We start from the raw sequence: 24,857 nt of genomic DNA, 5'->3' as shown, positions 1-24,857 counted from the left end.
TCCTACAATGTCATCAGCGCCTGTCGCAAATCCGACAGTGCCGCCGAAATATCCGCCGCATCGATCACGCCATAGCCGAAGGTCACCGCCGGCTCGATGTCGCGCGTCATCGCGTAGTCCGCGGTCGACTCCGCGCCGATGGCGAAACGCAGCACGGTCGGCATGATCCTCGGTGCCAGGCCGGGATCGCGTATGCGAGCGGCCAGATGCAAACCGGCTTCGGAGGGGATCGGCTCCAGCCATTCGCCGAGTTCGCGATGCAAGCCCCCGAGCAGTGCCTCGCGACGCTCGGCGTAGATCGGTCGCATGTGACGCACGTGACGCGCGAGATGGCCGTCGCGGATGAAGGCGGCGAGCACGGACTGGGTGATGGTGTCGCAATGGGAATCGGCGCAATGCTTGACGGTGATGAGGTTGCTGCGCGCCCATGCCGGTGCCACCACGAAGCCCTTGCGCAGCGAAGGGAACATGCTTTTGGAAAAAGTGCCGACATAGAACACCAGCGCGTCGCGATCCAGCGTCTGCAATGCATCGAGTGGACGGTCACCGAAGCGGAATTCGCCGTCGTAATCGTCTTCGATGATGACCGCGCGGTGGCGACGGGCGAAATCAAGCAAGTCGCTGCGCCGGCGTAGCGACATCGCGACGCCGGTGGGCGACTGGTGCGAAGGAGTGACGCTGATGATGCGTACGTCTTCGGGCAGGTGCTTGACGCATAGTCCCTCGTCATCGATCGGCAGCGATACCAGCTTCGCGCCAGCCGCGGCGAACGCGGCACGCACCGGCGGATAGCCCGGTTCCTCCACCGCCACCTTGGTCTGTCCCGGCGTGACCAGCAGGCGCGCGATCAGATCCATGGCCTGCTGTGCGCCGGAAGTAACGATTACATCGTCGGCAGTGCATGCCACGGCACGGGTGAACGCAACATGCCTCGCAATCGCCTCGCGCAACGCAGGGATGCCTTCGGATGGCGCATAGGCAAACGGTTCACGCGAACTGCGGCGCAGCGCCTGCGCCATCAACCGGCGCCAGATGTCGTGCGGGAAATGGCGATGATCGGGAATGCCCAGGCGAAAGTTCTGCCCGGGCAAGGTGCGTGCGGCCGACGGCTGCAGGAACGGCGTACGCCAGATCGGCGCGAAGCACGATTCGCCGATGTCGGAGGAAACCTTTGACGGACGCCGTCGCGCCAGGTTTGCCACCACCGGCTTCGCTCCTTTACGCGGAATCAGGTAGCCCTCGGCGATCAAAAGATCGTAAACAGTGACCACCGTGTTGCGCGCCACGCCCAGCGCCTCGGCGACCTTGCGCGTGGCCGGCAGCGGCGAATCCGCCGGCAGGCGCCCATCCAGGATCGCCGTGCGCAATTGCTGGTGCAGCTCGTGGGTGAGCCTGCCCTGGCGGCGCGGAAGCAGCACGGGAAACGGGAAAACTGGTTCCATCGAATATCCATGTCTTGGATCAATCGTGGAACCAGATTACCCCTAAAGTCATCCCCGAAGCTCGCCACCCAAGAAGGCCAAGCCATGACCCTGTCGATCTGTGAAACCTGCGGCACCCAGTACCCGGACGCCCCGACCCATTGCCCCATCTGCGAGGACGAGCGCCAGTACGTCGGCGCCAGCGGCCAGACCTGGACCACCCATGAGGCCTTGAAGGCCACCCATACGCTGCGCATGCAGGACGAAGCCGGCGTGCTCGGCATCGGCCTGGCGCCGAACTTCGCGATCAACCAGCGCGCGCTGTACCTGCCCACCGACGCGGGCAACATTTTGTGGGAATGCCTGAGCCTGATCACCGACGAGGCCGTCGCCGCCCTGAAGGCGCGCGGCGGCGTGGACCTGATCGCGATCTCGCATCCGCATTTCTATGCCTCGATGCTGGAATGGAGCGAGGCCTTCGGCAACGTGCCGATCCTGCTGCACGAGGCGGATCGCGAATGGGTGCGCCGACCTTCGCCGAACGTGCAGCTCTGGCGCGGCGACTCGCACCGCCTGTCCGACGCGGTGACGCTGATCCGCAGCGGCGGCCATTTCCCCGGCAGCACGGTGCTGCACTGGAAAGATGGACCGCGCCCGGGCGGCGCGCTGTTCTCCGGCGACGCACCCCACGTGGTGAGCGACCGCCGCCACGTCTCCTTCATGCACAGCTATCCCAACTTCATGCCGATGCCGCCCGATGCCGTGCGCGGCATGCAGGCGCGCCTGGACGGCTACGACTTCGACGATGTCTACGGCTTCACCTGGGGCCGCAACATCATCGGCGGCGGCCGTGCGGCGGTCGACGCCTCGTTCGAACGCTACCTCTCCGCCATCGTCGCCTGAGCCGGCACCTTCATGGAGTCCATTCGCATGACCAACCCATCGTCCCGTCTGCGGGATTACCTGCCCGCGCGTTTCAGCACCGCCGCCGCGCGGCACTGGGTGCCCTCATCCACGCCCGGCAAGTCGTCCAGTCCGCTGCGTTTCTTCGTCGACGATCGCGGCTTCGTCGAATTGTTGCGGATGGAGCCCGGCGTGGTGATGCCGCTGCATCGCCACACCGGCGAGATCCACGCGTACAACCTCACCGGCACGCGCAAGCTGTGCACCGGCGAGCTGATCGGCCCGGGCGATTATGTCTACGAGCCGCCGGGCAATACCGACTGGTGGAAGATCGTCGGCGACGAGCCGATGCTGGCGCTGGTGATCGTGATGGGCACGGTCGAATTCCTCGGACCGGGCGGCGTGGTGACCGGCCGCGCGTCGGCCAGCACTCAGCTCGCGGATTACGAGCACTATTGCCGCACGAATGGACTGACCATGCCGGACTTGCTGGACGGCTAGACGAGAGCGCGCAACGCCGGATCCGCAACGGCACGATGGATCAGGTGCGTTGATTGCGATCCGCTCAGTAAACGAGGTTGATCGCCATCACCGGCGTGATCGTCCTCACCGTGTTGTGCCCACCGGTGATCACCCGAACACCAAAGATCGCACCGACGTTGGCATTCCAGCTGTACTCCAGCGCCGGTGCGATGCCGAAGGCCGTGCTGGAGCCCGAGTCCAGGCGGATCGGCGGACCGGGCAAACTGCCGGACTTCGGCTGCCGAACGTAGCCGGTCACTGAAGTAGTACGGCTGTGGCTGTAGGTCAGGTCGAGCGCCAGCACCCAGCGGCGCGTCAGGCTGTATTCCCAGGCCAGGTCGGCAAAGAAGGAACTGCCGGGCCTGGCCATGCCGCGGAATCCCTGCCCGGTTCCGTAGACACTGACATCGGCAACATCCGCATGGCTGGAAAAGGCCTGCGACACATCGAAGCGCATGCGCAGGATGCGGCCATTCGCCAACCAGAAGTAGGTCTGCGTGTTGAACTGCAGCGTGGTCATATGGGCACCGCTGCCAAGACCGTCAGCCGGGCGCTCGCCGAGCTGGTCGTATTTTCCGGTGGGAAAAGTTTCCTGCACCTCGAAGGATGCCGTCGGCACCCAGCTGCCTTCATGAAACTGTGTGAGCTGGTACTGCGCAAGCAAGGTGAAGTCACCTACTCCCACGTGCGAGCTGTGCGGGCCGCCGCTCACCGTGTTGTACCCGAACACCGGGATCACCCCGACCGTGAGTCGATTGGCGAGTCCATAGAGCAAGTACGTGCGCGAGCCGTAGCCATGCGAATGCGCACTGGCAACGTCGTACAGATACGGCTCGACAAGCACATGCCCAGGCGGCAGCGTTCCTGCCGAATTCGCCAGCAAAGGGCCCGTCCACCAGGCATCGTCCAGCGACTGCTTTCCCGATGATGGCGCTGTCGCGCTCACCGGGACGACCGCGACGGCCTGGGCGCGTGCCGGAGCAGAGCTCAGAAAACTTCCCGCCATGCTCAGCAGCAAGACGCTGATCACCCGTCGCGACGGGCCCATCTTCGACACTGACCCCATCGCCCATTCCGCCTGCGCTTTGTATTGGATGCGCGGGAAATTAAGCCACCACAGTGGTTTACGGAAATATCCACTTTGACGGGATACGATATGACCACTTTGCGAGGTACCGGCATGCAACGCATTCCCGCCAGCTTTCTGCCATCGATCACGCTCGACACCGGCAGCGCGACGCCGATGTACCGCCAACTCTCCGACTGGTTCCGTCGGGCGATCGTCGAGGGCCAGTTACGGCCGGGCCAACGCGTGCCGTCGAGCAGGAGCCTTGCCGGCGAGCTGAAGATTTCCCGCATACCGGTGCTGGGTGCGTATGAACAGCTGTACGCCGAGGGTTATCTGGAGACTTTCGTTGGTGCCGGCACCTGCGTTGCCCGATCGATTCCCGAAGAGGCTCTGCGACCGGCAAACATGAAATCGCGACACGCGCCGCTGCAGACGCCCGAAAACAGGGCCGCACGCAGGATTTCGCAACGGTCGGCCTTGATGCGTGAGCCGGCGCCGCCATGGCTGGACAGCCAGGGCGCCTTTCGCATCGGCCTGCCCGCGCTCGAGCATTTCCCGACCGGGGTGTGGTCGAAGCTGGTCAACCGGCATGCACGAAAACCGTCCATCGACATGATGGTGTACGGCGACCCGATGGGATACCTGCCGTTGCGCGAAGCGATCGCGGAGTACCTGAACACCGTTCGCGCCGTGCGCTGCGACGCCTCGCAGATCCTGATGACGACCGGATCGCAGCAGGGCCTGCAGATTTGCGCGCATGTGTTGCTGGACCCGGGAGATCGCGCGTGGGTGGAGGAGCCCGGCTACCCCGGCGCGCGCCAGGCCTTGATGAGCGTGGGCGCCAGACTCGTGCCGGTGCCGGTCGATCACGAAGGTCTCGACGTGGCCGAAGGCATTCGCCGCGGCCGCGGCGCGCGCGCCGTCTATGTCACGCCGTCACACCAGTTTCCGTTGGGCACGGCCATGAGCGCGGCGCGGCGCATGCAACTGCTGAACTGGGCGATGCTCAGCGGCGCCTGGATCATCGAGGACGACTACGACAGCGAATTCCGCTTCGGTGGCAGTCCGATCGCCTCGCTGCAGGGCCTGGACGCCGATGACCGGGTCATCTATGTCGGCACCTTCAGCAAGGTTGTGTTTCCAGCGCTGCGCCTCGGCTACGTCGTGGTACCGAAGGATCTCGTACCCGCGTTCTTCGATGCACGCAGCGCGGTCGACACGTTCTCTTCCACCCTGTACCAGGCCGTCATGACCGACTTCATCCGCGAAGGACATTTCGTGCGCCACATCCGTCGCATGCGGATGCTCTACCTCGAGCGGCGAACGGTGCTGCTGGAAGCGATCCACAAGTACATGGCGGACCAGCTCGAAGTCATCGGCGCGGAAGCCGGCATGCAGCTGGCCGCGTTGCTGCCGCCCGGCGTGGACGACGTGGCGGTGTCGAGAAAGGCTGCCCGTCACGGCGTTTCGGTCAGGCCGTTGTCACTCTGCTATGCGAACGCGCCACGCAGGAGCGGGCTGCTCCTCGGTTACAGCGGTGCCAGCGTGCGCGAGATCCGGGAAGGGATCCGCAAGCTCAGGTCGTGTATTTGAAACCCGGCATCGCAACTCGCGCAACGTCCCTTGCGGGACCCATGCGGGTCAAAGCAATTTCCGGTACACGATGAACCCTGACTTCTCTGCCAGCCTGTCGTAGAGCTGCATGGCCACCGTGTTCGTCTCGTGGGTTTGCCAGTAGACGCGCCCACAGCCGGCCTGTGCTGCCTGCTCGTAGACCGCGTTGATGAGCGCGCGCCCGACGCCCAGGCCTCTGGCCGCCTCGACCGTAAACAGATCCTGCATGTAACAGTTCGGCCCGAGCTGGATCGTGCTGCGGTGATAAAGGAAATGCGCCAGCCCGATCAGATCGCCGTCGCGCTCGGCCACGAGCGCGTGCATCGGTTCGTAGACGTCGAAAAAGCGCAGCCAGGTCGTACGGATGATTTCGTCCGGCAACGCGGTCGGTCCCCTTCGACCGTAGAAGGCATTGTAGCCGTCCCACAGCAACTTCCATGAAGCAAAGTCGTCCTTTTGCACCGGGCGGATCACGACGGAAGGGTTCATTCGGCAGTCCTGGAATCTTTCATGATGATCGCCTGGCGTCGCGGCTCATTCAACGGCATCTTCCGCCGCCACGAAACCACCGGTCTGACGTGTCCACAACCGTGCGTAGAGGCCTTCACGGGCGATCAGCTCGGCATGCGTACCGGTCTCGACGATGCGGCCCTTGTCCAGCACCACCAGCCGGTCCATCCGCGCGATGGTGGACAGGCGGTGCGCGATGGCGATCACCGTCTTGCCTTGCATCAGGATGTCCAGGCTGTCCTGGATCGCCGCTTCGGCTTCGGAATCGAGTGCCGAGGTGGCTTCGTCCAGCACCAGGATCGGCGCGTCCTTCAGCAGCACGCGGGCGATCGCGATGCGCTGGCGCTGACCGCCGCTGAGCTTCACGCCGCGCTCGCCGACCAGCGCGTCGAAGCCGACACGACCTTCGCCGTCGCTGAGTTGCGGGATGAATTCGTCGGCGCGCGCCTTGCGCACCGCGTCGGTGATCTGCGCCTCGCTGGCGTCCGGACGTCCATATAGCAAGTTGTCGCGAATCGATCGGTGCAGCAGCGAGGTGTCCTGGGTGACCACGCCGATCTGCGAGCGCAGGCTTTCCTGGGTAACGCCGGCGATGTCCTGGCCGTCGATCAGGATGCGCCCGTCTTCCAGGTCGTACAGCCGCAGCAGCACGTTGACGAGGGTCGATTTTCCCGCACCGGACGGCCCGACCACGCCAATCTTCTCGCCGGCGCGCACGGCCAGGTCCAGTCCTGCGATCACCCCGCCCTGCTTGCCATAGTGGAAATGGATATGTTCGAAACGCACCGAACCGTTGGTCACTTCCAGCGGCATCGCGCCCTCGCGATCCTGCACCGCGCGCGGCTGCGAGATCGTGGTGATGCCGTCCTGCACCGTGCCCACGTTCTCGAAGATGCCGTTGACCACCCACATGATCCAGCCGGACATGTTGTTGATGCGGATCACCAGCCCGGTCGACAGCGCGATCGCCCCCACCGTGACCCGGCCCTCGCTCCACAGCCACAGTGCCAGCGCCGAGGTGCCCACGATCAGGAACCCGTTGAGCGTGGTGATGCTGGCATCCAGCATGGTGGTGATACGGGTCATCCGGCGCAGCCTGTCGGTTTGCTCGGCCATCGCGTCGGCCACGTAGGCTTCTTCGCGCCGGGTGTGCGCGAACAGTTTCAGCGTGAGCACGTTGCTGTAGCCGTCGACGATGCGGCCCATCAATTTCGAGCGCGCCTCCGAAGCCAGCCATGAACGCTGCTTCAGGCGCGGGATGAAGAACGCGAGCAGACTCACGTACAGGAATACCCACACGAACAATGGCGCGGCCAGCCAAAAATCCGCCTGCGCGAACAGCACGATCGCGCTGCCGGTGTAAATGGTCACGTACCAGATCGCATCCACGATCTGCACCGCCGATTCGCGCAACGCACCACCGGTCTGCATGATGCGGTTGGCGATGCGCCCGGCAAAATCGTTCTGGAAGAAACCCAGGCTCTGGCGGATCACGTAGCGATGGTTCTGCCAGCGGATGCGATTGGTCAGGCTGGGCACGATCGCCTGGTTCACCAGCAGGTCGTGCGCGCTTAGCGCCAGCGGCCGCACAATCAGCGCGACGAAGCCCATCCACAGCAACTCGCGGCCATGCAGATGGAAGAAGTCCGCCGGCGGCGCACCCTTGGCCATGTCCACGATGCTGCCGATGAAACCGAACAGCGACACCTCGACGATCGCAACCACGAAACCCACCACGATCGCCGCCGCGAACACCGGCCACACCTGGCGCAGGTAGAACCCATAGAAGCGCCACACCGACTTCGGCGGCATGCCGTCTTCCGGCTCCTTGAACGCGTCGATGAGGGTTTCGAACCAGCGGAAGATCATGGGAATTCCAGCCATGCTGAGATCGCCATTGTGCTTGAATACGACGCGGCGATTCGATGGCTTCCATCGAAAGCCTGGCCTCGTGGCATGGCGGGCAGCGAAACGTCCGTCGCGAATCCACCACCCGATCCCCACCCACCAGGGTAGTGGGGTCATCTGCGCACAGGCGCCGCGTCGGCTACCGGTCGCTCACGCGCTTCGTCGATCGACGGCGCCAATCTGAACGCCAGCCACGATGCGCGTTGTCGATTCCACGGTCGTGATTGACCGCCTGCAGTCGCCCTCCGATCATGGGCGGATGCCTATCCTGCTCCGTTGCTCCCTGCTCTTGCTGCTGACCTTCGGCGGTACCCCGCTGCATGCCCAGGCCAGCGATCAGCCGCCCCCCGCCAATGCACCGGCGGCCACACCGGCGCAGACGCTGGACGCCTTGGGCAAACAACTTGATGCGGTGCGGGCCGCGTTGAAAAGCAAGGACAGCGACGCCCCACCGCTGGCCGACCTGCGCAACAACGCCCTGAATGTGCAGGACCGGACGCGCCAGCTGGCCAGCGGCCTGTCGCCACAGATGGCCGCGCTGCAGGCGCAACTCACCGTACTCGGACCGGCACCCGCGAAAGGCGCACCGGCAGAAGCACCGGAGGTGAGCGCGCAGCGCCGGCAGTTGAACAAGGCCAGCACCGACCTGGACGCCCAGATCAAGCAGGCGCAATTGCTCGGCCAGAACGCGCTGCAACTGGCCGCGCAGATCACCGGCCTGCGCAACGACCAGTTCCAGGCGAAACTGGCATCGCGCACCGCAACACCCTTCAGCCGAACCTTCTGGATCGATCCGGCGCGAACCTTTCCGGACGATCTGGTACGACTCAAACGGCTCGGCACACGCTGGTCCGATGCCTGGCACGAGGCTTGGCAGCCACCGAATCGCCAGCCGCTCCTGTGGTGCCTGATCGCCGCCGCCCTGCTGCTCGGTGGCGGCCGCTGGCTGCTGGAACGACTGTTGCTCAGGCTCGCCACGCGTCACGTGCCGGATGGCCACCTGCGCCGCAGTGCGATGGCCACCGCCGTGGCGCTGACCGCCATCCTCACCACCGGGCTCGCCGCCCAGCTGGTGCATCTGGGGTTGAACTGGAACGACATCCTCGACGACGACCTGGAAGCGCTGGCCAGTTCGGCCGTGCGACTGGTGTGTTTCGCCGCGTACGTGACCGGCCTGGGGCGTGCGTTGCTTTCGATACGCCGGCCTTCGTGGCGATTGCCGACGTTGGCGGATCCGGCGGCACTGCATCTGCGGCCGTTCCCGTGGTTGCTGGCCGCCGCCGCGCTGTTGTTCGGCCTGTTCGAACGCACCAGCCGCACGATCGGCTCCAGCCTGCCCGCCACGGTGGCTACGCGCGGCCTGGTGGCGCTGGTCATCAGCGGGCTGATCGGCATGGCCTTGCTGCGCTTGCGGCGTACCCGCAAAGAGCTGGCCGCCGCCGGCGCCGAACCCGAGCAGCAATCGGCGTGGATCAGCCTGCTGACCGCCGTCGCCATGTTTGGGGTCGTGGTCAGCTGGCTGGGCGTGGCTACCGGTTTCATCGCACTGGCGTTTTTTGTCGCCGGGCAGATGCTCTGGATCGGCGTGATCGTGGCATCCATGTACCTTTTGATGCATCTGCTCAATGACCTGATCAACACGTTGCTGTCACCGCGTGGGCACAGCGGACAAAAACTGCTGACAGCATTCGAACTGGGACCGCACACGCTCGACCAGGCGGTCACCCTGCTCTCCGGCGTGGTCCGGGTTACGTTGATCCTGCTGGCCCTGGCCACCGTGCTGACGCCGTTCGGTGCCGGTCCGGCCGATCTGCTGGCAAGTGCCGAGCAGACGTTCAGCAGCTTGACGCTGGGCGATCTGGCGATCCATCCGGGCAGCATCTTCACCGCCGCGCTGGTGTTAGCCATCGGCCTGTTTGTGTTGCGTACGCTCAAACGCTGGTTGCGCGAACAGCTGCTGCCGAAGTCCACGATGGAACCGGGCATGCAGGACTCCATCGCCACCCTGCTCGGCTACCTCGGCGGCATGTTGGTGTTCGTGCTGACGCTTGCGGCGCTGCATGTGGACCTGAAGAGCATCGCGTGGATCGTCAGCGCTCTCTCGGTGGGTATCGGTTTCGGCCTGCAGGCGATCGTGCAGAATTTCATCTCCGGCCTGATCCTGCTGATCGAGCGGCCGGTGAAGGTGGGCGATTGGGTCAGCCTCAACAGCGACGTCGAGGGTGACATCCGCCGCATCAACGTGCGCGCCACGGAAATCCAGATGGGCGACCGCTCCACCGTGATCGTGCCGAACTCGCAGCTGATCACCCAGAACGTGCGCAACGTGACGCTTTCCAATGCGCAGGGCCGTGTACAGATCAAACTGCCCATGCCGCTGGATACCGACGCAGGAAAGGTACGCGAGTTGATCCTGGACATTCTGCGCACGCATGCAGGCACGCTGGCCATGCCTGCGCCATACGTGCAGTTGGAGAACGTCAACGCCGGCGTGATGTCGTTCAATTGCATCGCTTACGTCGCCAGCCCACGCGAGGTCAGCGGCGTGAAGAGCGATCTGCTGTTCGAAATACTCGGACGACTTCGCACCGCCCAACTGCCGATGACCAGCCCGCAGAGTATGGTGGTGCGCACGCTGCCGCCCTTGCCCGAAGGTGACGACAGCACGGGTTGAACAGAAGCGATCAGCCCGTGGATGTCTTCCGGCGTTTGTCTCGACACCTGCATTTGACGAGGAGATTCGCATGTCCCAGTCCAACGGCAGCACCATCATCCCCTGCCTGCGTTATCGCGATGCGCATGCCGCGATCGAATGGCTGTGCAAGGCTTTTGGATTCACCAAAAACGCCGTGTACGAGAACGAGCAAGGCGGCGTGGAACACGCGCAACTGACCTACGGCAGCGGCATGGTCATGCTCGGCGAGGTGCGTGACAACGATTTCGGCCGACACATCGCCCAGCCCGACGAGATCGGCGGACGCGAAACGCAGTGCGCCTGCGTGATTGTCACCAACTGCAAGTCGCACTACCAGCAGGCCAAAGCGGCGGGTGCCGTGATCGTCGACGACTACAGCGAAAAGGAATACGGCGGCGCCGGTTACAGTTGCCACGACCCGGAAGGGCATCTGTGGTACTTCGGCAGCTACGATCCTTGGCATCCCGAACAGAGCTGAGCGCACCAACAAAACAGCAAAACAGAAGGCCGGCACATGACCGGCCCTCTGCAACCGGAGGGCGTGCAGTTACGCGCCGCAGCTCTTGCCACGCGGACCGTGGTCTCCCTTGGCCTTGGCATCGGCCTCGCTCATGTATTCGCCGTGCTTGGTCTTGCCGTACCACTTGTCGCCCGGGCAGTGATAGACCTTGCTGCTGTCGTTGACCCAGACCAGGCCAGGACCACCACCCGGTGCAGCATTGGCCGGCGGTGCCGGTGGCGCGCGATGGCTGATCATGGCTCCATTCGACGCTGGTGCTGGTGCTGGTGCTGGTGCTGGTGCTGGCGCTGGTGCCGCTGTCGGAGCAGCTGTCGGAGCAGCCGCCGGCGCCGCCGCGACCGTTGGAGCCGGCTTGCTTGCCGGCATCGGTGAGCTGGTCGCGCCGTACCAGGCCTGCACGCCCTTGTGACCCCTGCAGGCGCCGCGCTTGGTGGCGGTATCTGTGTAGCTGCCATCCTTGCACTGACCAGTCGAGCCAGCGGGTGCGGCCGTGGAAGCCGTTGCGTTGGCTGCCGCCACAGGAGCCGCAGTAGTTGCTGGCGAAGCCTTCTGTGCCTCCGGGGTAGCGAACCAGATCTGCACGCCCTTGTGACCCTTGCACGCGCCGCGCTTCGTGGCAGCGCTGGTGTAACTGCCATCCTTGCACTGCCCCGTCGAACCGGCAGGTGCGGATGGCTGTTGCGCATAGACCGCCGGCCCCATCAACAGACAGGCCAACGCGAGCATCATCAAGCTTGACGATTTCATTCGGACACCCTCCCACGTGATTGCGCTGCATCACTCCACATTCTTCAAGCAGCGAAGGAGGCCGCCGGCGAACCGGCAGCCCATGGATCGATCGAACCGCTGCGCCTACAACGTAAAGTCGTAGCGGGCGCCGAGGCGGACGTAACGGGGATCCTGGAAGGAACGCGCGATCTTGTAGTCCGGGTGCACCGAACCGTTGGCCAACTCGCCGTTCTCGTAGACCTGGGTGACCTCCTGCTTGCCGAGCAGGTTGAAGACATCCACGGACAAGGTCAGTCGGTTGTGGAGGAAGTTCGGCTTCCAGGCGGCGCTCAGGTCAATCGTGTAGGTCCACGGTGTGCGACCCACCGATCCACGCGGCGACGGCTGTCCGTTGCACCAGAAATAGTTGTTGCCGTAACCGTACGGATCGCCGCCAGCCGACAGCGGACGCGTGCCGAGACAGCTGACGGGGTAACCCGAAGCGATACGCGTCACCGTGGAAAGCGACCATTCGGGCGTCGGCGTCCAGGTACCGGTCACGCGCAACTGATGTCGCTGATCGCTGGCCAACGGTCCGTTGGTGTTCTCCATGATCTGCGGGAAATCCCAGCTCTCGGTGGTGGACACGTCGGCCTGCACCAGGTCCGAATCGAGCTGACCTTCGGAATTGCCGTAGCTATGCGAGAAGGTGTACTCGATCTTGCCGTACCAGTTGTCGCTGAACTGATGCATCGCATACAGGTCCAGCATCATGTACGCGCGCTTGGCTTCCGGCTCGCCGATCTCGGCAGCGGTAAGCGGCACGCTCAGGTAATGCCCTGGCGTGGGAGCCAGCGTAAATGTGTTGGCCCGCCCCGGGTTGTACAGCCAGCAGCCGGTACTGGAGGCGATACCCGCGGCAACCTCCGCGCTCAAACCGTGGCTGTCGCCCCACGCCTGCAGCGGTGCCGAATCGCAGGTATCGTCGATCAGGCTGCGCAACTTGCGGTACATCGCCTTGGCGCCAACGGTCCATTGCGTATTCAGCTGCTTGTCGAAACCGAGGATGTATTCGTCCTGGTAGTAGGAGTGCAGTTTCTGGGCCGCCACGGTGCGGCCATCGGGCGGCACGCCGTTCTCGTTGTTGAGGTAGTACAGGCCCGAGGCGGAAGTATTGATCAGGCCGGTCGGAACACCGGTGACGGGATCGATGCCGGTGAAGCCGAAGTACTGCGACGGGAAAGTCGATGGACCGGCCCCGCGAATGGCCACGCTGGTCGGCAGGCCCAGGTGATAGCGCGCCGCATTGGCATAGATCTTCAACGTGCTGTCACCGTACACATCCCAGGTCAGGCCGAGACGTGGATCCAGTTGATGCCTTGAGCTGGCATACGGCACGCCCACGCCGTTGAAATTGGTGAACTGCTCATTGCGCAAGCCGAGATAGCCGAGCCAGCGATCGCTGATCTGCCAGTGATCGTCGATGAATTGCGAGCGCTGGTTGGTGCGTGCCGAGGTACCTGTGGTCAGCCCGGTCGACTCCACGTACCAGCCACCCGGGAACTGGGCGGGGTCATACGCGGAAGGCGAAAGGCCGAGGTTGATCAGGCGCTGCTTGATGACCGATCCGTCGCCAACATCGCTGTAGATATAACCGGTGCCTCCGACCGGGGAAGCACCCCAAGTCGCACGCAACACGTAATTGTCCATGCCCGCTTTCAGGACGTGATCGCCCAGGTGGTACTCGATGTTGAAGTTCCAGCCGTTGGTGCGGTCCTTGGAGCCAGGCATCAGCACCGTGGCACTGCCCACGGTGCACCCCTTCTGCGCAAAGCCCACACGTGAATCGGAAATGCTGGGGCAGGCAGCGCCGCTGCCACCGGTGACCATCTGCTGGTGGTCCGAATCGCTCTTGCCGTACATCGCCGTCACGGTCAGGTTGTCGGTGATGTAACCGGTGTAGTTGGCGATATAGACGTTGCCGCCCGGCGTACCGTTGGTCTGGGTTCCGTTGTAGTTCTTGGTGTATTGGTGCCCGAGATAGGGACCGACGCCGGTGGTGTAGTCGTATCCGTATATCTGCGAATCGGTGGTTTCGGTATCACCCATGCCGGTGAACTCGAGGATGTTGCTGTCGTTGATGTTCCAGTCGAGCTTGGTCAACCAGCGGGTGGTCTTGTTGCTGATGTTGTCCTGGTTGCCGAAGAGCACCGGCGTGCCGCGGATGACGCTGTCGCTGGGGCCGGTGATCTGGCCGGACGAATGCATCCAGTCGGCGGCGGCGAAGAAATACAGCTTGTCCTTGACCAGCGGTCCGCCGATCGAGCCGGAATACTGCAGCCCGCCGTTGTCCCTCGGCGCCCAGGCATTGCCTTGCTGGTACAGCGTGCCTTTCTGCGATGTGTCACTGACCCGGTAGATGCTGCGCGGCTCCTGCGCCAGATTGCTCGGCGTCCAGAAAGCCTGGATGTCGCCCTTCCATTCATTCGAACCCCGCTTGCTCACCACGTTGATCACGCCGCCGGTGGATCGGCCGTATTCGGCACCGTAGCCGCCGATCAAGACCTGCTCCTGGTCAATGGCGTCGTACGGCAGCTGGCGCGAACTCACGCCGGTGAGCGGGTTGGTCACCGAAAAACCATTGACGTAGTACGCGTTCTCCGCAGCGGACGAACCACCAAACGAGAGCGCATTGCCATAGCCACGCGATGCCGGGGTGGTGCCAGGCGCCAGCAACGCGATCGAGCTGATCGAACTGCGCGCGATGGGAAGCTTGGCGAGCTGGTCGGCGTTGATGACGGTGCGGGAATCGACCGAGGAAACATCGATGGCCGGCAAAGCGTTACCGACCACGGTCACCGCACTCAGGTTCTGCGCGCCGGCCGCACTGGCCGTTGCAAAGGACACTTCGGTACCCTGTCCGATCTGCGTCTGGACGTTGTCGTGCGAGTCCACCACCGCACCGTCCTTCATCAACGACACCTTGTACATGCCGATGGGCAATGCAGCAGCGCGATAACGTCCAGCGGCATCGGGAGCCAGGTCCCGCTTGAGACCGGTGCCCTTGTTCTCGATGTGCACCGTATCACCGGGCTGGGCCTGCCCGAAAATGGTACCGGTGGCGTTGCTTTGGGCGAATACGACACCGTTGCCGAGGCTTAGCGCCAGCGCAATCCCCAGGGCGATTTTGCGAGATCCGAGTGTGGGCGTGCGACGAAGGGACTTCATTAGACTCATCTCCGTTGAAAGAATGAACATGGCATGCACAACGCTCCCGCCAACACACAGCGCCATGCGCGCTGCCATCGGCAATTACCGTCATCAGCCCCCGAACAAAACCCTTGACCGCCACAGCCCCGACCGCCGGGATCTCGGTGCACGTAATGCACCAATACCTCGAAATGCACTAGTTGGAGCGCCCCCGGCGGAGATGGCCAAGCCATCGACCAATACGCTATGACGAACGATTGCTTTGCACAATCGGCGTATTAAGGGACTGAAAAACGGTTGGCTCGATTTGTGCTGATTCGCATTTATTTGCGAGCGCGCCTAAATCTCATGCCGGTAAATCGCGATCGGTGCCTGAGCAGATATCCCGATCTTTAAATTAAACGCAATTTCTTTCGCGCACTTTCATCGCTTATTGGTAAACCAATAATAAACGATAGCAAGATAATTCTTTAACAATACCGAACGTCTCAAGTCCGGACCCAAAAATCCGGACGAGGCAGGTTTGGCCACCCGGTTTCTATCCGGGTGGCCTTGATGGTCACTGCTGTTACGGTGCTGCAGCAGCGCGTTTGAGCGTCGAACCGGGCCGCGCCACGGCGTACATTTCCCAGGTGAACTGCTTGAGCAGGGCGGTCCTGTCCTTGCCCTGCGTAAGCAGGTCGAAATGCGTCTTGCCTGGAAGGAAACGGAAGTCGGACTTCGCACCCAGGCCATCCAGCACGGCCTTGAGCTTGTGTGCCGCACCGTCCAGATAGAACGTATCGGCGGTACCCACGACCACGTGGATCTTGCCGTCCAGGTCACCTTTCAGTTGCGGCCAGTTTGTCTGCACGAGATGGGCGATGTCGTAGTGATCGCGCCAGTAGGCGACCACGGAAGGGTCGACCGCACCGGTGTCGCGATCGAACATCGGCATCGGTCGACCATCGGCACCGCGCGGCGAAAACACCCAGTCGAACGACGCCATCTGGCCGCCGTACTCGCCCAGCACGCGCTCAAGCTTCGCGAACGTTTCAAAGCTGGCCAGCACCTTGCCCTTGTCTCGCACCAGCGGATAGGCGGAGCCGTCCGGCCGGTGGTAGACGTTCGCGTGCGATGCATACAGATCCACGCCGGTGAAGTCGTGGAAATCGCTGGAGTCTGGCGATGTCGACCAGGTACCGCCGAAAGTCTTTGGATAGCGCATCTGCAGCCACAGCGTGGCCCAACCACCGGAAGAGTGACCGTTGAGGAAACGGCCACTGGACTTGCCGTCCATGTGATAGCGCGATTCCAGTTGCGGGATCAGTTCGGTCGTGAGGGCGTGGCCCCAGGGACCGTTGTTCACCGAGTCGGCGAACTCGTGCGTGCCGGTGGCGCTGGATTCGTCCAGGAACACCCAGATCATCGGTGGCATCTGCCCGTCGACCATGTCCGCCCAGGTACCGACAATGCCGCCGGTGAAGCGGTCGACGTTGCCACCAAAACCGTGCGTGTTGTAGACCACCGGATAATGCGCCGCCGCCTTGGCGTCGTAACCCGGCGGCAGCAGCACCCATCCGCGCATGTGGATCGGCCGGCCCCAGAACGCGCTCAGCGACGGACTGACGAAGTCGATCGACTTGGTGCGGCTTCGCGCCTGCGGCAATGCCGTCCGCATCGCCTCCGGTGCCGTCGGTGACAATGTCCACGCCGCGCGCGCCGGCAGCACCCGGGTCAACTGCAGCGTCGGCGCGGTGGCGGCGGGAAGATGCATCCGCACCACGTCGCTGATCAGGTCGCCTGCGCCACGTCCGGTGTAGTTGTAGTTGTGATCGACATCGAGCACGGCCTGCACCAGGTAATCGCCCGGCGGCAACTGCGACCAACCTGCCGGGAACGCCAATGCATCCACGTCGATATCCACGCCCTGCCCTGGCGCGAGCCGACTTATTTCGCGCGCGGCCACCGAAGCCTTTGCGCCGCTGAATGGACTGGCGTCCACTTCGTCGACCTTGCCGTCCTTCGCGGCGGCCATGGCTGCCTTGGCATCGGTGGCGAACAGCAACAGCCGGCCCGAAGTCGGCTGGCTCAGCGCACTGCCCAGCTCGACATGAAACTGGCTGTGCGCCAGCGGCGTCTCGGTTCGCGCCATCGCCACACTGGCGAACAGGCCGCAGCCCAGCATGATCGCTACAACTCGTCGCATGTCACGCATATCGAATCCCCCGTGTCACGGTGATGAAGAGCCGGGTGGCATGGCCCCCGGCATCCGTTCAATGCTCGTCGGCGGCCGCCTTGTCCGCGACCGGAACCAGGCGCAGGTCCTGGAAGTCGAAGCTGAAATCGGTCAGGGGCGAGATCGGCTCCATGCGCATTTCGGTGATATGGCCGTCCACATCGAGGTTGAAGTTGACGAAGGCATCGGCGTTCAGCGCGCGATCGTCCCAGCGCACCACGAAGGTGTCGTGCTGCCACGCGGTCATGCTGCCGACCAGTTGCGCGGTCTTGCTGAAACGCAAACGCAGCTTGCCGTTCTCGTTGCTGACGATGACATCGCCATACCATGGATCGCGGTAGGTGCCTGCGTACTTCGCCAGCGCCAGCGAGGGCTTGCTGTGCTTGTCGCGTGCCGCTTCATGTTTGGCGAGACTGTCGTCCGCCTTGGCCTCGGCTTTCTTCACCGACTTGTCGTAAGCGGCGACCCAGTCGGTCTTCTGTGCGGGGTTCAACCAGGCATCGAGGACGCGGTAGGTCACTGCGTTGAAGGCAGCACCGGACTCGGCATTGGTCAGCACCACCACGCCGAGGTTGAGTTCCGGCACCAGGGTCACCCGCGAAACCATGCCTGGCCAACCGCCGGTATGCCAGACCAGTTTCTTGCCGCGATAGTCGGACAGGAACCAGCTCTCGCCGTAGCCGGAGAAATTGGGCATCAGCGGTGCAAGCTCGGGAATCGACGGCTTGCCGACCTTGATCGGCGTCAACATGCTCCACATGTCCAGATGGCCCTTTTCGGAGAACAGGCGCGCCGGCTTGCCGTCGCTGCCCGTGGCAGGCAACACGCCGCCGGCCAGTTGCACGTTCATCCATTTGGCCATGTCGTGCACGCTGGCGTAGATGCCGCCAGCGCCGGGATCGTTGAGCCAGGCCATCGGCGGCACCGGCTTCAGATCCTTGAAATTGAACTTGGCGTGACCCATCGCCACATCCATGCCCGGCTTCAGGTAGGTCTTGTCGACCAGCGACTCGTCCATGCCGACCGGCTTGAACAGGTGCTCGCGTACGTAGTCGGCGTAGTTCTGCCCGGAAGCCTGCTCGATCACCAGGGTGGCCACCGCGAACAGGATGTTGTCGTAGGCATAACCGCTGCGAAAGCCGTTCTTGATCGGCACATGGCGCAACCGTTCGACCACCTCCTTCGTGCTGTACGAGGTTGGCGGCCAGTACAGCAGGTCGCCCGCGCCGAGCGACAGGCCGCTGCGGTGCGCCAGCAGGTCGCGGATGCGCATTTCGTGGGTCACGTACGGATCGGACATGCGAAACCACGGCAGGTGATCGATCACCCGATCGTCCATCTTCAGCTTGCCCTGCTCGGCCAGCTGCTGCAGCGCGGCGGCAGTGAAGGCCTTGGTGTTGGAGGCAATCGCGAACAGCGTGTGCGCGTCGACCTGGTCCGGCTTGCCGATCTCGCGCAGGCCGAAGCCCTGCTCCATCACGACCTTGCCGTCCTTGACGATCGCCACCGCGATGCCTGGCACGTCGAAGGTCTTGCGTGCGCTGTCGACGTAGGCGCCGAAATCCAGCAATTGTCCGGGCAGCGCAGGGTGCACGGTATCGTGGGTCGATACCGGCGGCGGTGTTGTCGCCCCTGGCGTTTGCGCCCAGGCAGCCGTCGCAAAGACGAACAATGCACAACAACCCGCCAGGCGCGGGGAGAAGAATCGCTGGGACATCGAAGGCTCCGCTGGTGACAATCCTGCAACTATCGTGGCAAACCGGGCGCGAGACCAGCGCTGAAAGTCACGTAACCCGATCGTGTCCGCCCAGTCAGCCACCCTGGCCCGGCTAAGATGGTGTGTCCCCATGCGATGGATGGTTCCATGCCGACATCTGCCCAGCCTGCTCCAGCCAGTCACCCACGTATCCGCGTCGGCATCGGCGGCTGGACTTTTGCGCCGTGGCGCAACAACTTCTACCCGGCCAAATGGGTGCAGCGGCGCGAGCTGGAGTACGCCAGCCGCCAACTGCGCACGATCGAGATCAACGGCACGTTTTACGGTGCGCAGAAGGCGGCCACCTATGCGAAATGGGCAGCCGAAACCCCCGACGGTTTCGTGTTTTCGCTGAAGGCGCCCCGCTACATCACCGAAGGCAGGCGACTGGCCGAGGCCAGCAAGGGCATCAACGGTTTCGTGCAGGGCGGACTGGCCGAGATGGGCGACCGGCTCGGCCCGATCCTGTGGCAACTGCCACCGTCGCGACCGTTCGATGCGGACGACCTTGCCGCGTTTCTGGACGCGCTTCCACGCGAACTCGCCGGCCGGCCGCTGCGGCATGTGCTGGAGGTACGACATCCAAGCTTCGAGTGCGAGCGCTATGTGGAACTGGCGCGCTCACATGCCGTGCCGACCGTCTTCACCGACTCTCCCGACTATCCCTCGCTGGCCGACCGGACCGGTGACTTCAGCTACGCCCGGTTGATGCAAAGCGTCGACAAGGTTCCGACCGGTTATGCAACGACCGAGCTGGATCGCTGGGCGCAACGTGCGCGAGCCTGGGCAGAAGGCGGCGATATCGACGAACTGCCGCATGTCGCTGCCACCGAACCCCAGGGGTCGCCACGCGATGTGTTCATTTTCTTCATCAGCGCCGCCAAGCAGCGCAATCCTGCTGCGGCGATGGCGTTGCAGTCGCGCGTCGACGCCGGCTGATGCCCTGACGGCACGCCTGGCGTCGATGCCCTGTTAAGCTCGCGACGCGTTCATCCACCAGCGACCCGTATGCGCCAGCTCAAGCCCCTGATCCTGCTCGTGATCGTCGTTCTCGCGGTGACGATCTGGAACCGGCACACCAATGCGCCATCGGTGCCGGACAGCGGCGGCAGCATCCCGACAAGCCACGGCGATACCGTGCGTGTTCCGCAGGCAGGCAACGCCGGCGTGCCGTCCTTCCTGCCTGCCGAGGCACGCGAAATGCTCGACCGGATCGCTCGCGGCGGTCCGTTCGAACACAGCCAGGACGGAGTGGTATTCGGCAACTACGAAGGCCTGCTGCCGAAGCAGCCGCGGGGCTATTACCACGAGTACACGGTGGAAACGCCCGGGGCGCGCAACCGCGGCGCACGCCGCATCATCACCGGCGGCACGCCGCCCGTTGCCTGGTACTACACCGACGATCACTACCGCAGCTTCCGTCGCTTCGAGGTGACCCGGTGAGCGTGCGGGGTTTCGACCTGGACCTGACCCGGGCGAGCCAAAACGGGGTGTATTTCGTCGGCGTCAACGATCTCGATCGCCTAGCGCGAGCCGCCGCGCGCGAGGAGTTGTGCGTGTGCCGCACCGACCTGGCCGGCTGCCACGACAAGACCGAATTGCTGCGCCGTCTCGCCGTGTCGCTGCAACTGCCGGCGACGTTCGGCCACAACTGGGACGCGCTGGCCGACTGCCTGCGCGATCTCGGCTGGATGCCGGCCTGGGGTCATGTGCTGCTGTTCGAGCACGTGGATGATCTGCGCCAGGCAGCGGAGGCGGATTGCAACGTGTTGCTCGGCATCCTTGATGACGCCGCGACGTTCGGCACCGATCACGACAAGCCATGGTTCGCCTTCCTGGCCCTGCCCGACAGCGCGTTCGACGACGGCCACCCGCCGGCGTGAAGCGTGTCATCCTTGTCGTTCTCCTGATTTCGGATCCCCATGCAAACCATCGACTTTGAACTGGAAGGCGACTACGTCGAGCTCAACATGCTGTTGAAGCTGACCGGCCTGTGCGACAGCGGCGGTGCTGGCAAGGCCATCGTCGCCACCGGCGCGGTCAAGGTCGACGGCGTCACCGAATTGCGCAAGACCTGCAAAATTCACGCAGGCCAGATTGCCACCATCGATGACGTGGAAATCCGCGTACTGGCCGATCCGGCAGGCTAATCCGGCAACGCGTCCAGCCGCCGGTCGAGATCGGCGTGCACCGGCAGGCGCAACAGGAATTCCTCTTCCAGCACCCGGCGGATCGCCGCACTGTCGCGCAAGGTATGCCGCTCGGGTTCGCGGTCCATCCGGCGCACGGTGAACTCGCGGTTGAGCATGCTCAGGCGGCGGTCGGGCGTGGTGCGGGCGGCAATCAAGTTGCCAACGAAGTGGGACTCCGGATAAGTGGACACATAATGGTTGGCCACCACGTAATCGATCAGCGGACACGGCCGCAGGTCGAAGCGGTACAACGACAGCCATTGCCCGTGGATCAGCGACTGCATGCGCCAGTCACCCTCGCGCACCACCAGCCGAAAAGGCTCGTGTCCGGTGGCCTGCTCGATGTCGGGCTGGAGTCGCAAGGCGCCGGTCAGCACCTGACCGCCGAAACCGACGTCGGTCAACCAGGTTTCACCATCCATTTCGACCCGCAGCAACATGTGGGTCTGCGCAGTGATCGCATCCTCCGGTCTGTGCCACAGCACCCGTGCGATCAGGCCGGACACCTCGAAGCCGATGGTCCGCAGAACGGCGGCAAACAGCAGGTTCTGTTCGAAGCAATAGCCGCCGCGTCCGTCATGTACCAGCTTCCGCTCCAGCGCGGCGAGGCCCAGATCCACGGGCAGGCCGAGCAACGGGTCGAGATTCTCGAACGGGATGGCATTCACGTGGGCGATCGCAAGCGAGCGCAGTGTCACCAGGTTGGCGACGGGCGTACCCTGCCAGTCGATACGCCGCAGATAGGCCTCCAGGTCGACCGAACCCTGCATCTCGTACTCCATGAAAACCGGGGTACCGATCATACCCGGCCCCTGGCGAAACGCAGGTAACCGGCGCCGCCCGGCCAGCGAAGAACAGGTAACCGGGCCATGCCCGCCATCCAGCGCCAGCGAGGTTCCCATGATACGTCGCACCGCCATTCTTGCCGCCCCGCTCGCCACCATGCTGATGCTGGCCGTGAGCGCCTGCCAGCCAGTTTCCGCCGCCAGCGATGCGGCCTTGCCGGCACCCGCCACGGATGCCCCGACTACCGCCCGCGGCGAGCAGGTTGCCGTGCTGGCGGGCGGCTGCTTCTGGGGCATCGAGGCGGTCTTCGAACACGTCAAGGGCGTGCACAAAGTGATTGCCGGGTATGCCGGCGGCAACGCCGATACCGCGCGCTATGACCTGGTCAGCGAGGGAAATACCGGCCACGCCGAATCGGTGCGCGTGCTGTTCGATCCGACACAAGTCAGCTACGGCACCTTGCTGCAGGTGTTCTTCTCGGTCGCCCTCGACCCCACCGAACGGAACCGGCAGGGTCCGGACAGCGGTACGCAGTATCGTTCGGTGATCTTCTATGGCAACGACCAGCAGAAGCAGATCGCCAACGCATATATCGCCCAGCTCACCGCGGCGAAGTCCTTTCCGGCACCCATCGTCACCCAGGTGGTACCGCTGCGGGCGTTCTATGCCGCGGAGGCCTATCACCAGCATTACTTCCAGCGGCATCCCGACAATCCGTACATTGTCTATAACGATGCCCCGAAGGTGGCGCGCCTGAAACAACAGTTCCCGGCGCTGTACCAGCCAGACCAGCAGATCGTCGACGTGCAATTGCACTGACGCTTGCCCGTACTGACTTGCGCGCACCGACTTGCGTGAAGCGGCACGGCCCCCATCTCGGGACTTCCGCGCATGTGCGCTGCTGGCCTGACGATCTCCCCACGTGCCGCCACACGCCTCTCCGCCACCGGCCGAATCGACCGAACTCACCCGCAGTTTCCTGGGGGTGTTCCGCTACAGCGGACGGGCGCTGGAATTGGTGTGGAGCACCAGCCACGCGCTGACGATCGCGCTCGCCCTGCTCACGCTCACGGCCGGTTTGCTGCCGGCCGGCGTGGCCTATATCGGTGCTCATATCGTCGATGCCGTGGTGCATGCCAGCAAGGTGTGGGCGGCCAGCGGCGTGGCTTCGCTGCGGCCAGTGTTCGAATGGGTCGCGCTGGAAGGTTTGCTGGTGGCAGCGCTGGCCGGCGCGCAGCGCGGGCTGTCGATGTGCCAGTCGCTGCTGCGTGCGCAACTCGGCCAGCGCGTCAACGTGATGATCCTGGAGAAGGCGCTGACGCTCGAATTGGCGCATTTCGAGGATTCGGAGTTCTACGACAAGCTCACCCGTGCGCGCCGTGAGGCGTCGAGCCGGCCGCTATCGCTGGTCACGCGCACGTTCGGGCTCGGCCAGAACGCGATCTCGCTGATCAGCTACGGCACCTTGCTGTTCCAGTTTTCGCCGTGGGCGGTGGCCGTGCTGCTGTTGGCCGGGCTGCCGTCGTTCTTCGCCGAGACAAAGTTTTCCGGTGATGCGTTCCGGCTGTTCCGCTGGCGTTCGCCGGAAACGCGCATGCAGCTGTACCTGGAAACGGTGCTGGCGCGCGAAGACCACGCCAAGGAAGTGAAGCTGTTCGGCCTCGGCCCACTGCTGCTGGGCCGTTATCGCGACATCTTCGACAAGCTCTACCGCGACGACCGCGACCTCACCGTTCGCCGCGAAAGCTGGGGTTTCGGGCTGGGCTTGCTCGGCACCCTTACGTTGTACGGCGCATATGCGTGGATCGCCGCCAGCACGGTTGTCGCGCGCATCACGCTGGGCCAGATGACGATGTACCTGATGCTGTTCCGCCAGGGCCAGTCGGCGGTATCGGCCATGCTGTCGGCGATCGGCGGCATGTACGAGGACAACCTGTACCTGTCGACCTTGTACGAATATCTGGAAACGCCGGTGCCGCCATCGATCGGCACCGCGCAGCGCGGCGCGAAACCCGAGGACGGCATCCGTTTCGAGCAGGTCAGCTTCACCTACCCCGGCGCCGGCGAACCGGCGCTGCATGACATCAACCTGCACATCCGCCCCGGCGAATCGCTGGCCCTGGTCGGCCAGAACGGCTCGGGCAAGACCACCCTGATCAAGCTGCTGACGCGGCTGTACTCGCCGGACAGCGGCCGCATCCTGCTCGATGGAACCGACCTGCGCGACTGGGACGAAACCGCCCTGCTGCAGCGCATTGGAGTGATTTTCCAGGACTTCGCGCGCTACCAGATGCGCGTGGGCGAGAACGTCGGCGCCGGCGACGTCAGCCACTTCGAAGATGAAGTGCGCTGGCGCGAAGCCAGCGACAAGGGCATGGCCAGCGATTTCATCGACAGCCTGCCGGCTGGCTTCGAGACCCAGCTCGGCAAGTGGTTCCGCGACGGCCGCGAGCTGTCCGGCGGGCAGTGGCAGAAGATTGCGCTGGCGCGTGCCTTCATGCGCTCGCGCGCCGACATCCTTGTGTTGGACGAACCGACCGCCGCGATGGACGCCGCCGCCGAGGCGAGCATCTTCGAGCACTTCCGCGAACTGGCCGGCGGCCGCATCGCCATCCTTATCTCGCACCGTTTCTCCACCGTGCGCATGGCCGACCAGATCATCGTGATCCAGGATGGCCGGATCATTGAACACGGCGACCACGAACAGCTGATGGCGCTGGACGGTCACTATGCGCACCTGTTCTCGCTGCAGGCGCAGGGCTATCGCTAGATCTGGCTGACTAGATCCGACTGATCGGCTTGACCCTGCCTGCCCGCGCACCCCA

General features: G+C 64.0%; 20 protein-coding genes. 11 read left to right on the top strand and 9 right to left on the bottom strand.

Annotation, left to right across the window (positions count from 1 at the left end):
- Positions 1 to 2 precede the first annotated feature (2 nt).
- Positions 3 to 1,442 (bottom strand): PLP-dependent aminotransferase family protein, encoded by a 1,440-nt coding sequence (locus tag ACPPVV_RS07100; RefSeq protein WP_426702759.1) that lies wholly within the window; start codon positions 1,440 to 1,442, stop codon positions 3 to 5.
- Positions 1,443 to 1,526: 84 nt separating this feature from the next.
- Here ACPPVV_RS07100 and ACPPVV_RS07095 point away from each other — a divergent pair, with 84 nt between their 5' ends.
- A complete protein-coding gene (locus ACPPVV_RS07095; RefSeq protein ID WP_426702758.1) occupies positions 1,527 to 2,324 on the top strand; it encodes an MBL fold metallo-hydrolase in 798 nt (265 codons plus the stop codon).
- Between the two features lie 27 nt (positions 2,325 to 2,351).
- Positions 2,352 to 2,825: a cupin domain-containing protein gene (locus ACPPVV_RS07090; RefSeq protein ID WP_426702757.1), complete on the top strand. Its 474-nt coding sequence runs from the start codon at positions 2,352 to 2,354 to the stop codon at positions 2,823 to 2,825.
- Between the two features lie 64 nt (positions 2,826 to 2,889).
- Here ACPPVV_RS07090 and ACPPVV_RS07085 read toward each other — a convergent pair whose 3' ends face one another.
- Entirely contained in the window at positions 2,890 to 3,912 is a 1,023-nt protein-coding gene (locus tag ACPPVV_RS07085) for a transporter (RefSeq protein ID WP_426702756.1), read from the bottom strand.
- A gap of 90 nt (positions 3,913 to 4,002) precedes the next feature.
- Between ACPPVV_RS07085 and ACPPVV_RS07080 the strand changes: the two genes are divergently transcribed.
- The gene (locus ACPPVV_RS07080; protein ID WP_426702755.1) at positions 4,003 to 5,508 is read left to right on the top strand and encodes a PLP-dependent aminotransferase family protein; all 1,506 of its coding nucleotides are present in this window, start codon (positions 4,003 to 4,005) and stop codon (positions 5,506 to 5,508) included.
- A 48-nt stretch (positions 5,509 to 5,556) separates the two neighbouring features.
- On the opposite strand, the gene ACPPVV_RS07075 is transcribed toward ACPPVV_RS07080, so the two are convergent.
- Positions 5,557 to 6,018 (bottom strand): N-acetyltransferase family protein, encoded by a 462-nt coding sequence (locus ACPPVV_RS07075; protein WP_426702754.1) that lies wholly within the window; start codon positions 6,016 to 6,018, stop codon positions 5,557 to 5,559.
- A 45-nt stretch (positions 6,019 to 6,063) separates the two neighbouring features.
- Positions 6,064 to 7,905 carry an ABC transporter ATP-binding protein gene (locus tag ACPPVV_RS07070; protein WP_426703189.1) on the bottom strand — a complete coding sequence of 614 codons (1,842 nt, stop codon included), beginning with the start codon at positions 7,903 to 7,905 and terminating at the stop codon, positions 6,064 to 6,066.
- Between the two features lie 301 nt (positions 7,906 to 8,206).
- Here ACPPVV_RS07070 and ACPPVV_RS07065 point away from each other — a divergent pair, with 301 nt between their 5' ends.
- Together ACPPVV_RS07065 and ACPPVV_RS07060 are read left to right on the top strand one after the other, a co-directional pair.
- A complete protein-coding gene (locus ACPPVV_RS07065) occupies positions 8,207 to 10,621 on the top strand; it encodes a DUF3772 domain-containing protein (protein ID WP_426702753.1) in 2,415 nt (804 codons plus the stop codon).
- A gap of 70 nt (positions 10,622 to 10,691) precedes the next feature.
- Complete coding sequence (locus tag ACPPVV_RS07060) at positions 10,692 to 11,120, top strand: VOC family protein (RefSeq protein WP_426702752.1); 429 nt, start codon at positions 10,692 to 10,694, stop codon at positions 11,118 to 11,120.
- Between the two features lie 69 nt (positions 11,121 to 11,189).
- On the opposite strand, the gene ACPPVV_RS07055 is transcribed toward ACPPVV_RS07060, so the two are convergent.
- From ACPPVV_RS07055 to ACPPVV_RS07040, 4 genes are all read right to left on the bottom strand, one after another.
- Entirely contained in the window at positions 11,190 to 11,909 is a 720-nt protein-coding gene (locus tag ACPPVV_RS07055; RefSeq protein ID WP_426702751.1) for a DUF3761 domain-containing protein, read from the bottom strand.
- A 105-nt stretch (positions 11,910 to 12,014) separates the two neighbouring features.
- Positions 12,015 to 15,098 (bottom strand): TonB-dependent receptor, encoded by a 3,084-nt coding sequence (locus ACPPVV_RS07050; RefSeq protein WP_426702750.1) that lies wholly within the window; start codon positions 15,096 to 15,098, stop codon positions 12,015 to 12,017.
- 550 nt (positions 15,099 to 15,648) lie between these two features.
- Complete coding sequence (locus ACPPVV_RS07045; RefSeq protein WP_426703188.1) at positions 15,649 to 17,247, bottom strand: alpha/beta hydrolase-fold protein; 1,599 nt, start codon at positions 17,245 to 17,247, stop codon at positions 15,649 to 15,651.
- 88 nt (positions 17,248 to 17,335) lie between these two features.
- On the bottom strand, positions 17,336 to 19,015 hold the full coding sequence (locus ACPPVV_RS07040; protein ID WP_426702749.1) for a serine hydrolase: 1,680 nt from the start codon (positions 19,013 to 19,015) through the stop codon (positions 17,336 to 17,338).
- 147 nt (positions 19,016 to 19,162) lie between these two features.
- Between ACPPVV_RS07040 and ACPPVV_RS07035 the strand changes: the two genes are divergently transcribed.
- The 4 genes from ACPPVV_RS07035 (at position 19,163) to ACPPVV_RS07020 (ending at position 21,204) form a co-directional block, all read left to right on the top strand.
- A complete protein-coding gene (locus ACPPVV_RS07035; protein ID WP_426702748.1) occupies positions 19,163 to 19,993 on the top strand; it encodes a DUF72 domain-containing protein in 831 nt (276 codons plus the stop codon).
- 69 nt (positions 19,994 to 20,062) lie between these two features.
- Positions 20,063 to 20,497 (top strand): ribonuclease domain-containing protein, encoded by a 435-nt coding sequence (locus ACPPVV_RS07030; RefSeq protein WP_426702747.1) that lies wholly within the window; start codon positions 20,063 to 20,065, stop codon positions 20,495 to 20,497.
- Complete coding sequence (locus tag ACPPVV_RS07025; protein WP_426702746.1) at positions 20,494 to 20,937, top strand: barstar family protein; 444 nt, start codon at positions 20,494 to 20,496, stop codon at positions 20,935 to 20,937. The genes ACPPVV_RS07030 and ACPPVV_RS07025 overlap by 4 nt, the downstream gene beginning before the upstream one ends.
- 39 nt (positions 20,938 to 20,976) lie before the next feature.
- Positions 20,977 to 21,204, top strand: a complete 228-nt coding sequence (locus tag ACPPVV_RS07020; protein WP_426702745.1) for an RNA-binding S4 domain-containing protein — start codon at positions 20,977 to 20,979, stop codon at positions 21,202 to 21,204.
- Here the strand turns inward: ACPPVV_RS07020 and ACPPVV_RS07015 are convergent.
- Positions 21,201 to 22,016, bottom strand: coding sequence for an arylamine N-acetyltransferase family protein (locus tag ACPPVV_RS07015; RefSeq protein WP_426703187.1), 816 nt, complete (start codon positions 22,014 to 22,016; stop codon positions 21,201 to 21,203). The genes ACPPVV_RS07020 and ACPPVV_RS07015 overlap by 4 nt on opposite strands.
- 130 nt (positions 22,017 to 22,146) lie before the next feature.
- On the opposite strand from ACPPVV_RS07015, the gene msrA reads away from it, so the two are divergent.
- Both msrA and ACPPVV_RS07005 read left to right on the top strand, forming a co-directional pair.
- Positions 22,147 to 22,851: a peptide-methionine (S)-S-oxide reductase MsrA gene (gene msrA / locus ACPPVV_RS07010; protein ID WP_426702744.1), complete on the top strand. Its 705-nt coding sequence runs from the start codon at positions 22,147 to 22,149 to the stop codon at positions 22,849 to 22,851.
- Between the two features lie 103 nt (positions 22,852 to 22,954).
- Positions 22,955 to 24,802, top strand: a complete 1,848-nt coding sequence (locus ACPPVV_RS07005) for an ABC transporter ATP-binding protein (RefSeq protein ID WP_426702743.1) — start codon at positions 22,955 to 22,957, stop codon at positions 24,800 to 24,802.
- Positions 24,803 to 24,857: the final 55 nt, after the last annotated feature.

The sequence above is a fragment of the Rhodanobacter sp. Col0626 genome, from assembly GCF_049994385.1.
Classification (GTDB): domain Bacteria; phylum Pseudomonadota; class Gammaproteobacteria; order Xanthomonadales; family Rhodanobacteraceae; genus Rhodanobacter.
This window is presented reverse-complemented; position numbering and strand designations above follow the sequence as displayed.